Raw genomic sequence first — 9,659 nt, forward strand, 5'->3', positions numbered from 1 at the left:
CGCCGGGTCCTCCTGCTCGAGCGCGGCGCGCGCCGCTTCGGTGTCCAGCGACCGCACCTCGGCGCGAACGGCGGGTTGGATCGCCGGCACCGGTGCCAGGCCGTGGACCAGCGCTGCCAGATACATCCCCGTCCCGCCGACGATGATCGGCTGTCGGCCCGCCGCCCGCGCCGCCGCAATCTCGGCCTTGGCCAGCTTCACCCAGCGCGCCGCCGTGCAGACATCATCGCCGGCAAGCATGCCATAGAGTGCGTGTGGCACCTGCGCCTCCTCGTCCGCTGTCGGCCGCGCCGAGACGATGGCGAGTTCGCGATACAATTGGCTGGCATCGGCGTTGATGATGGTGCCGCCCACACGGGCCGCCAGGTCGAGCGCCAGCGCAGACTTGCCGCCAGCCGTCGGCCCTGTCAGGACGGTGACCCGTTCCGGATCGAGGTTTATGGCAGACGCGCTCATCATCACCCTGGTTGCCGAAGGCGCCTTGTCGCCCGGCGATGCCGCGGCCGCAAGCGATGTCGTGCGCGGCATCGGCGCCGAAATCGTCGCGCAAAGCTGGCTGGAGGCCGGCGACGCCCATGACATTCTCGCCCGCGGTGACGCCGCCGCCATCCGCGCCGCACTGGAAGACGCCCTGCCGGCGGTTGACGTCGTTGTGCAATCCGGCGCCACCCCGCGCCGCAAGAGCCTGATCGTCGCCGACATGGATTCGACCATGATCGCCTGCGAATGCATCGACGAACTCGCCGATTATGCCGGCATCAAGGCCGAAGTCGCCGCCATCACCGAAGCCGCCATGCGCGGCGAGCTGGATTTTGCCGGCGCACTCAAGGCCCGGGTCGCACTGCTCAAGGGCCTGCCGGTGGCCACGCTCGACCAGTGCCGGGAAGAGCGCGTGCGCCTCAATCCCGGTGCGCGCCAGCTGGTGCAGACAATGGCCGCCAATGGCGCGCGCTCGCTACTGGTTTCCGGCGGCTTCATGCCGTTTGCGGTGCCGGTGGCGCGCGAGATCGGCTTTGCGCGCGTGCTGGCCAACCGGCTGGATGTTGATGGTGACGTGCTCGCCGGCACCGTGCCCGACCCCATTGTCGATGCCGCCGCCAAGAAGGCGCTGCTCGAAGCCGACGGCACGCCGCTCGGTGCAGCGCTGGCGGTGGGCGATGGCGCCAACGACATCCCGATGATCCAGGCTGCCAGTGCCGCCGGCGGGCTGGGCATTGCCTATCACGCCAAGCCCAAGGCGGCGGCGGCCGCACAGGCCCATGTCCGCCACGGTGACCTCACCGTGCTGCTGCGCGCGCAGGGCTATCGCCGGGCCGAATGGGTGGCCTGACCAGCATGGCTGCCATGCACGGCGGCCGCTAGGCAGTTCGGCCAGCCGCGCTACACTCCCGGCAGCAGCGGGAGAATTGCCATGGTTACCCTCACCCCCATCGGCCAGGTCCACGGTGGCCGCAGCGAGGCCATCGACGATGACTGGGGCGCGAGCCGGGCCAGCATCCGCCTCGATCCCGCCGGCTTCACGACCGAGGCGCTGCTGGGCCTCGACGCCTTCAGCCATGCCGAAGTGATCTTCCTGTTCGACAAAGTGACGGACAACCAGATCACCACCACTGCCCGCCACCCGCGCGGCAACCCTGATTGGCCGCGCGTCGGCATCTTCGCGCAGCGGGGCAAGAACCGGCCCAATCGGCTGGGCGTCACCATATGCCGCATCGTCGGCGTCGATGGCCTGAATCTTGAAGTGGAGGGACTGGACGCAATCGACGGCACGCCGGTGCTCGACATCAAGCCAGTGATGGCCGGCTTCCTGCCACGCGGCGACGTGCGCGAACCCGATTGGGCCCGCGCCATCATGGCCGATTATTGGTGATCAGGCCGGGAAGAGCTTCGACGTCATCCAGGTGCCGGCCGCCGCCGTGCCACCGGTCAACACCGTGCCCCAGATCAGATCGAGCACGGTGACCTTCAGGCTCCACACCTTCAGCGTCGCATAGTTCGTCAGATCATAGGTGGCATAGCAGACAAAGCCGAGAACGGCCCCTTGCAAGGCCGCGCGTGCCACGCCTTCAGTCAATCCCGGCCAGACCGCGAAATAGACGATGCCGGCCAGATAGATGGCATAGAAGATCATCGCCGGCGCGAGGCGAAAGCCATTTTCCATCATCACCGGGCCAATCTCCGGCTTGTAGAGGCGCGGCGCCATGTTGATCAGCCACACTGCATCGATGGCAGCAAAGGCGATGAGGGTGAGGCCATAGGCGGCGAACATCTTGATCATGGCGCCGGCCATAGCGGGGCCGCGCCCGATTGACACGCCATTTGACAGCAGCCGCTTGCATCCGCGATGCTGTGTCACAAGCAACTGGGCGCGCCATTGGCCGCCCGCGTACGGGGGGCGCCATGACCAGCGTGAAGAAGAGTGCGCTGTCGCGCCTGCTGGAATGGCTGATCGTGCGTTTCTATCACGCCATGGGCTGGAAGGCGGTGGCGCCGCCGGTGATCCCGAAAAAGGGCATCATCATTGCCGCGCCCCACACCTCCAACTGGGATTTCATCTATTATATCGGCCTCACCCGCGATCTGGGCATCGAAACCAGCTTCATGGCCAAGAAGCAGCTGTTCCGCTGGCCGCTCGGCCGCTTCATGCGCGAAATGGGCGGCGTGGAGGTGAACCGCGAGACCGGCGGCAACTATGTCCAGGCGATGATCGAGGAATTCAACCGCCGCGACGAATTCCTGCTCACCATCGCGCCGGAAGGCACGCGCAAGTCGGTCGGCCAATGGAAGACCGGCTTCTACCATATCGCCATCGGGGCCAAGGTTCCGCTGATCGTCGGGATGATGGACTATGCCAAGAAGACCGGCGGCCTCGCACAAGCGTTCATGCCAACGGGCGATTATGCCGCAGACATGGCGCGGGTGGAGGAATTCTACCGCTCCACCACCCCCAGACACCCTGAAAAGGCCATGAAATCGATCATGGCTGCCAGCGTGCAACCGTTTGACAAGGCGGCCTGAACTCCCACGATGATCACAAATCTCGGTATCACCCTCGCCGCCGTCTTGCTGTTGATGGCGCTGTGCTGGCGCGTCAGCGTTTCCCTGCGCGACGTGTCCTTCATCGATGCGATCTGGGCCTATGGCATGGTCTATGCCGTGGCCATCGCCGCCGCGCTGAACGGCGGGCCGGCCGGCCCGGCCGGCTGGATCCTGCTTGGCCTCACCAGCCTTTGGGGCCTGCGGCTTGGCACCCACCTCATCACCCGCTGGCGCCGACTCGGCCGTGACCCGCGCTATGAACGGATCCTTGGCCACGCGATGGAAAAACAGGGGATGAGCTTTGCGAAAGCGGCGTGGTGGCGCGCGTTCGGCATGCAGGGCCCGTTGCTGTGGGGCGTGTCGTTGCCGGCGCAGGCGGGCGTGCTGGCCGATGCCGGCGGCCCTTTGCCGGGCTGGGGCCTGATCGGTGTCGCGCTGGCGCTGATCGGCATCGCCTTTGAAACCATTGGGGACGCGCAGCTGGAAGCCTTCCGCGCCAATCCGGCGATGAAGGGCAAGGTGCTGGACACCGGCCTGTGGCGCTACACCCGTCACCCCAATTATTTCGGTGATTTCACCACTTGGTGGGGCATCTTCATCGTCGGGATCGCGGCCGGCGCGCCGTGGTGGACAGTGGTGGGCCCACTGTTCCTCAGCTTTACCCTCACCCGTTGGTCAGGCGCGCCGATGCTGGAGCACAGCCTGAAGAAGCACCGCCCCGGCTACGAGGACTATATCCGCCGCACGTCGGGCTTTTTCCCGCTGCCGCCGAAGCGGCCGTAGTCAGCTGCCTCCGTGCGAGGGCGGGCGCAGCGACAGGATCAGCATGATCAACGCCACGAACGGCAAGACCTGATTGCCGATCACGCCCGGCGCGGTGCCAATCGTGACGATGGGCTTGGCGTGGAGCACCAGCCAGCGCCCGGCATACTCCGCAAGAACCAGCAGCCAGAGCAGCGGTATCAGTGATTTGTAGCGCACGCAGGCCAGCAGCATGACCAGGGCCGTGAGCAGCTGCGACAATCCCCATAGCGCGAACATTGCGATCACGGTCGCCGCCGCGGCAGGATCATATTGATCAAGCGGAATGGTGGCGACCGATTGAGCGCCGCCATCCGGCGCCAGAATATGATGCAGGCTGCGCCACAGTGTCAGCGCGGTCAGCCCGTAGAAGGCCCAAAGCGCAACCCTGTTGCCGGGAAATTCATTGCCAGGCCGCACAGGAAGCAATCGGGCCAGCAGGCCGCTCATGTCAGAAAACCGATGCAGCCGGTCTTGACCAGAACCGGGTCGATCCGTTCGCGGGCGCCGGAGTCGAGCGCGGCATGGCGAGCACGCAGATCAGCGAGGCATTTGCGCTGGTAACTGAACACCCCCTGCGAATAGGGCAGACCTTCCACATCGATCCGGAACTGGCTCTCACCCGCCGCAGCGGCGGCTTCGTTTGCCAGCAGGAATGGCCCGTACACCCGCCCCGCTTCGGCCAGCAACTGCTCGACCACCGGCTTGAACGGCACATCGGCACTGTCCCATTCACCTGTCACGCCCGACGCGTCATCGATGTGGGCTAGCCAGCGGAAGCTGAAGGGATACTCTGCTCGCATCAGGGCCTGCGCGGTCGGATCAACGCCAAGCTGCGACAGCTGGCCGTAGAGACCGAACTCCGCCAGCGATGGCCTGGTGCCGAACAGGCAATGCGCACCAACAACATGATCTTCCAGCGCCTGCAGCACCCGCCCTGTCGATTGCGCAATCAGCGCAAAATTCTCCCGCGTGCAGCCAACCAGCGCCATGCGCCCGACTTGCCTGGCCCGGAACGTGGCCGCAAAACTTTCAATCTGCTGCAGGCCACCGCCTTTGAAGGCGTCAAAGGCCAGCCAACGACTCATCTGGATCTGGTCGACATCCTCCAGCCATCGATAGCCGAACATCGCCTTGGTCAGCCATTCATCGGCAAAATCCTCCAGAAGATGTGCAAGAAAGGCCGTGCCGGGATCAGGCGGCACGATGCTGCGTCCAGCATGCCGCGCCTCCAGATCATAGATCAAACGGGTCGAATCATTGTGGAAGCTGCCGTCAGGATATTCGATCACCGGGATCACCGGCGCCTTCACCCTGGCCTGTGCATCCCGCACCAATGCGCCGTGGTTCCAGATGTGCGCAATGCGGCGGTAGCGCATGACTGCCCGCATCTTCATCGAATAAGGGGACCCAAGCGCGCCATTGATCACATACATCAGCCTGCAGTCCCTTGTGAGGTTGCCGTCGTATCAAGCTCTGGACGACCGCTTCGGAAAAGCTGCGGGAATGGCAAGGTCATGTGCAGCCGTCAGGCATACGGGCTAACGGTTGCGCGCCCGTTCGAACAGCCAGACGCGAACCGCGCTCGAAAGGTTGGTGGTGCGCGCTTCGTCGATTTCGGCGACCAGTGCGGCAAGCGATTTGCCCTCGGCAGCCGCCGCCTCGTTCAGCGCCTGCCAGAAGATCGGCTCCAGAGTCAGGCTGGTGGCGTGGCCCTGGATGGTGAGGCTGTATTTGCGGGGGCCGGTGCCGGCCATCAGTACATGTGTTGCCCGCCGTTGACCGACATGGTGGAGCCGGTGATGAATCCCGCCTCCTCGCTGACCAGGAAGGCGACCGCGCGGGCAATCTCGCTGGCCTGGCCAAGCCGGCCAACCGGGATCTTGGCGACGATCTTGGCCAGCACGTCGGGCGGCACCGCGGCGACCATATCGGTATCGATATAGCCGGGCGCGATGGCGTTGGCGGTGATGCCGAAACGCGCGCCTTCCTGGGCCAGCGCCTTGGTGAAGCCGTGGATGCCCGACTTGGCGGCGGCATAATTGACCTGGCCATATTGGCCGGCCTGGCCGTTGATCGAGCCGATCTGCACATAGCGGCCGAAGCCGCGCTCCTTCATACCGACGAATGTTGCCTTGGCCATGTTGAAGCAGCCGCCCAGGTTGACGCGGATCACCTCGTCCCACGCCTCCCAGCTCATCTTCATCAGCGTGCCATCGCGGGTGATGCCGGCGTTGTTGACGACGATGTCGATCGGGCCAAGATCGGCCGCCACTTGGGCGCAGCCATCCAGGCAGGCCTGGTGATCGGCGACATTCCACTTGTAGCTCTTGATGCCGGTCTGGTCACTGAAGGCCTTGGCCCGTTCATCGCTGCCGCCGAAATTGGCCGCCACCGTTACGCCCGCGTCGCGCAGCGCCAGGCTGATCGCCTCACCGATGCCGCGCGTGCCGCCGGTCACCACTGCCACTCGTGCCATCTGCCCACCCATCCTTTCGATCCCAGGCTGCCGGTTGCCCGCTTGTTGATGCAGCAGGCTTGGCTTTCATCTTGGGCCGGATTGGAGGCCGGTTCAATACCAGCCGGCCAGTTCGCGGCGCACGACGGCTTCCAGCATGGCCATGCCGGTCTCGCTGGCGTTGAGGCAGGGGATATAGGCGAAATGCGTGCCGCCCGCCTCGATGAACTCGTCGCGGCCTTCCATCGCCACTTCTTCCAGCGTTTCGAGGCAATCGGCGGCAAAGCCGGGGCAGACGACGGCAATCTTCTCCACGCCCTCCTTGGGCAGGCCGAGCAACGTGTCGTCGGTATAGGGCTTCAGCCATTCGGCGCGGCCAAAGCGCGACTGGAACGTCACCTTCACCTTCATCCCCAGTGCGTCCTGCAGCAGGCGGCCGGTCTTCAGGCACTGGCAGTGATAGGGATCGCCGGCCTCCAGCGTGCGCAGCGGCATGCCGTGGAAACTGGTGACAATCAGATCGGGCACGAAATCGAGCGCGGCGACGCCATCGCGGATCGATTGCGCCAGCGCCGCGATGTGATCGGGATTGTCGAAATAGGGCGCCATGGTGCGCAGCGTCGGCTGCCAGCGCATGGTGCCGATCACACGCGCCGCCTCGTCCACCACCGTGGCATTGGTGGCCGCCGAATATTGGGGATAGAGCGGCGCCAGCAAGATGCGGTCGCAGCCCGATTTCATCAGCGCCGTCAACCGCTCCCCGATGGTGCGCGTGCCATAGCGCATCGCCCAATCAACCGCGATGCCATCCCCCAGCCGCGCCTGCAGCGCCTCGGCTTGGCTGCGCGTGTAGACGGTGATCGGCGAGCCGCCCTCCATCCACACCTTGGCATAATTGGCCGCCGTGGTGCGCGGCCGCACGTTGAGAATGAGCAGGTTGAGGATCGGCTGCCACAGGAATTGCGGGATCTCGATCACGCGCGGATCGGACAGGAATTCGCGCAGGAAGCGTTTGACCGATGGCACATCCGGCGCATCGGGCGAGCCCAGGTTGACCAGCAGCACGCCAATGCGGCCCGACCGCACGGGTTCGTGGCCGGGCGGCAATTGCACCGGCGGCAGGATCAGCGGCGTTGTCATGCCGCGAAGAAGGGCAGGTTGCGCCAGCGCTTGCCCGTTGCGGCAAACAGCGCGTTGGCCACGGCCGGCGCGATCGGCGGCGTGCCAGGCTCGCCAATGCCGCCGGGATCAGCGGTCGACGCGACGATGCGCGTTTCGATGGTGGGGCAATCAGCCATGGTGAGCAGCGGATAGGCGTCAAAGTTGGTCTGCGCCACCGTGCCCCGGTCAAAATCGATGCGGCCAAAAAGCGCGGCGGTCAGGCCATAGATGATGCCGCCTTCGATCTGCGCCACCACGCTGTCGGGATTGATCACCCGCCCGCAATCGACCGCCGCCCACACCTGGGTGACGCGCGGCCGCTTGCCGGTCACCACTTCCACTTCGGCAATCTGGGCGACAATGCTGCCGAAACTTTCCACCAGCGCGATGCCGCGACCGACCACCGGATCGGTGGGGCCATCTCCGCCATCGCGGCCCAACGGCCCGCCCATTTCCAGCACGGCGTTGAGCACAGCGGCATGGCGCGGCTTGTCCTTCAGCATGGCCAGCCGAAAGGCGGCGGGATCGACCTGGGCCAGCATCGCCAGTTCATCGACGAAGCTTTCGACGATGAAGCCGGTGAAACTGTGACCAACGCTGCGCCAGAAGCCGAGCGGCGCGGTGCAATCGGCGAGGCAGTGCTGCACACGCAGATTGGGAATGGCATAGGGCAGATCGACCGCGCCCTCGATGGCACCGGCGCCGGCGGCGGGCCGCCCGGCGAGGCTGCCAATGTTGCGGCCCATGAAGGCGGCGCCCACATCCGGCACTGCAATTGCGGCGTTCCACCCCTGGATGCCGCTGGGAGTCGCCTTGCCGTGCAGGCGGGCGGCTACCGCTGGCCGATACATGTCGTGGGCGAAGTCCTCCTCGCGGCTCCAGATCAGCTGCACCGGCCGGCCCACAGCGCGTGCGATCAGCGCGGCCTGGGCGCAGGCATCGCCTTCCACCTTGCGGCCAAAGCCGCCGCCGATCAGCGTCGGGTGGATCACCACGTCAGACGCATCGAGATCGAGCGCCTTGGCCACGGCACGGGCGGCCAGGCTGGCGCTCTGGGTCGGCGCCCAGATCTCGGCACGGCCGTCTTCCACCCGAGCGGTGGCGGTCATCGGCTCCAGGCAGGCATGGGCGAGGAAAGGCAGGCTGTATTCGGCGGTGAGCACGCCGCCGCTCAGCGCTTCGACCACGTCGCCATCATCGCGCACCAGCTTGCCGACCTGACCCTGCGGTCCGAATGGCTTGCCGTCAGCAGCCAGCGCGCCGGTCACCGCGGCGTGCAGCCACGGGCCGGGCGGGTCCTTGGCGGCGGCCCATTTCAGCGGCAGCGCGGTCACCGCCTGGTTGGCGGCAAACCAGTTGTCGGCCACGCAGGCGACAAAACCGTCCTCCTGCACCAGGCTGACTCCCCTGGGCAGCACCGGCTTGGTGAGCGGCGCAGCCTTGGCGCCGATCGGGCCCTGCACGATGGACGCATAGGCCATGCCGGGCAGGCGCACATCGATGCCGAAGCGCGCCGAGCCATCGACCTTTCCCGGCACATCGAGCCGCTGGACCGGCTGCCCGACCAGTTTGCGCACGCTGCGCAGCGTCGGTTCATCGGGCGCATCATCGGGATCGAGATCGGCGATGACCTGGTGGAACGCCAGGCGATTGGCCTTGTAGATGACGAAGCCGCCAGCGGTATCGACCTCGCGCCAATCCACCTGCCAGCGGCGGGCGGCGGCCTTCACCAGCATCTCGCGCGCCGTGGCGCCGGCGGCGCGCAGCGGCATTTCCCAGGCGCGCACACTGTTGGAGCCGCCGGTGATCTGGAAATCGAGGAAACGCGCCACACGGCGGCCAGCGCCGAGGACCAGGCTGCGCATCGGTTCGGACTGGCCGGCAGCGGCATCCAGCGCTAGGCCAGGATTGGCATAATCCGGGCCAAGCGGTGCCGGTTCGACCCCCACGGCCTGCCAATCGGCGCCCAGTTCATCGGCGATGATCTGCGCCAGGCCGGACCAGATGCCCTGGCCCATTTCGGCCTGCGCGACGGCCACCACCACACGGCCATCGACGCCGATCTTGAGATAGGCATTGACCAGCGTCTCGCCCGGGCCCGCCGCCCAGTTGAGCCCGCGCGCCCGCGGCCACACGGCCCAGCCGATGGCCAGGCCGGTGCTGGCCGCGGCCGCGATCAACAGGGTGCGGCGAGTGAGGC

The 9,659-nt window shown here is 66.2% G+C and carries 12 protein-coding genes and 1 pseudogene; 4 read left to right on the forward strand and 9 right to left on the reverse strand.

The window, feature by feature from the left end:
* On the reverse strand, positions 1-459 hold a 459-nt coding region (locus GJ693_RS10795), incomplete at its 3' end, for a tRNA (adenosine(37)-N6)-dimethylallyltransferase (protein WP_328598831.1).
* On the opposite strand from GJ693_RS10795, the gene serB reads away from it, so the two are divergent.
* Together serB and GJ693_RS10805 are read left to right on the forward strand one after the other, a co-directional pair.
* On the forward strand, positions 440-1,330 hold the full coding sequence (gene serB, locus GJ693_RS10800; RefSeq protein WP_156256313.1) for a phosphoserine phosphatase SerB: 891 nt from the start codon (positions 440-442) through the stop codon (positions 1,328-1,330). The genes GJ693_RS10795 and serB overlap by 20 nt on opposite strands.
* 81 nt (positions 1,331-1,411) lie before the next feature.
* On the forward strand, positions 1,412-1,870 hold the full coding sequence (locus GJ693_RS10805; RefSeq protein ID WP_156256314.1) for an SAM-dependent methyltransferase: 459 nt from the start codon (positions 1,412-1,414) through the stop codon (positions 1,868-1,870).
* Here GJ693_RS10805 and GJ693_RS10810 read toward each other — a convergent pair whose 3' ends face one another.
* Positions 1,871-2,278, reverse strand: coding sequence for a DUF2177 family protein (locus tag GJ693_RS10810; protein WP_156256315.1), 408 nt, complete (start codon positions 2,276-2,278; stop codon positions 1,871-1,873). It lies immediately after the preceding gene.
* 122 nt (positions 2,279-2,400) lie between these two features.
* Here GJ693_RS10810 and GJ693_RS10815 point away from each other — a divergent pair, with 122 nt between their 5' ends.
* Entirely contained in the window at positions 2,401-3,018 is a 618-nt protein-coding gene (locus GJ693_RS10815) for a lysophospholipid acyltransferase family protein (RefSeq protein ID WP_156256316.1), read from the forward strand.
* Positions 3,019-3,027: 9 nt separating this feature from the next.
* Positions 3,028-3,822 (forward strand): DUF1295 domain-containing protein, encoded by a 795-nt coding sequence (locus GJ693_RS10820; RefSeq protein ID WP_156256317.1) that lies wholly within the window; start codon positions 3,028-3,030, stop codon positions 3,820-3,822.
* Here the strand turns inward: GJ693_RS10820 and GJ693_RS10825 are convergent, their stop codons facing one another.
* The 7 genes and pseudogenes from GJ693_RS10825 to GJ693_RS10850 form a co-directional block, all read right to left on the reverse strand.
* On the reverse strand, positions 3,823-4,290 hold the full coding sequence (locus tag GJ693_RS10825; RefSeq protein WP_156256318.1) for a hypothetical protein: 468 nt from the start codon (positions 4,288-4,290) through the stop codon (positions 3,823-3,825).
* The gene (locus tag GJ693_RS10830; protein ID WP_235902825.1) at positions 4,287-5,045 is read right to left on the reverse strand and encodes a glutathione S-transferase; all 759 of its coding nucleotides are present in this window, start codon (positions 5,043-5,045) and stop codon (positions 4,287-4,289) included. Before GJ693_RS10830 ends, GJ693_RS10825 begins: the two co-directional genes overlap by 4 nt.
* Positions 5,046-5,063: 18 nt before the next feature.
* Positions 5,064-5,276: pseudogene (locus GJ693_RS17675) on the reverse strand (glutathione S-transferase N-terminal domain-containing protein); the annotation flags it as partial.
* Positions 5,277-5,381: 105 nt separating this feature from the next.
* A complete protein-coding gene (locus GJ693_RS10835) occupies positions 5,382-5,597 on the reverse strand; it encodes a ribbon-helix-helix domain-containing protein (RefSeq protein ID WP_156256320.1) in 216 nt (71 codons plus the stop codon).
* Positions 5,597-6,319, reverse strand: coding sequence for an acetoacetyl-CoA reductase (gene phbB / locus GJ693_RS10840; protein WP_156256321.1), 723 nt, complete (start codon positions 6,317-6,319; stop codon positions 5,597-5,599). The genes GJ693_RS10835 and phbB overlap by 1 nt, the downstream gene beginning before the upstream one ends.
* A 93-nt stretch (positions 6,320-6,412) precedes the next feature.
* Positions 6,413-7,438, reverse strand: a complete 1,026-nt coding sequence (gene hemH, locus GJ693_RS10845) for a ferrochelatase (protein WP_156256322.1) — start codon at positions 7,436-7,438, stop codon at positions 6,413-6,415.
* The coding region (locus GJ693_RS10850) for a xanthine dehydrogenase family protein molybdopterin-binding subunit (RefSeq protein WP_156256323.1) at positions 7,435-9,659 on the reverse strand (2,225 nt) is incomplete at its 5' end. The genes GJ693_RS10850 and hemH, both read right to left, overlap by 4 nt.

Origin of the sequence: Sandarakinorhabdus oryzae (assembly GCF_009733735.1) — a bacterium.
Taxonomy (GTDB): domain Bacteria; phylum Pseudomonadota; class Alphaproteobacteria; order Sphingomonadales; family Sphingomonadaceae; genus Sandarakinorhabdus; species Sandarakinorhabdus oryzae.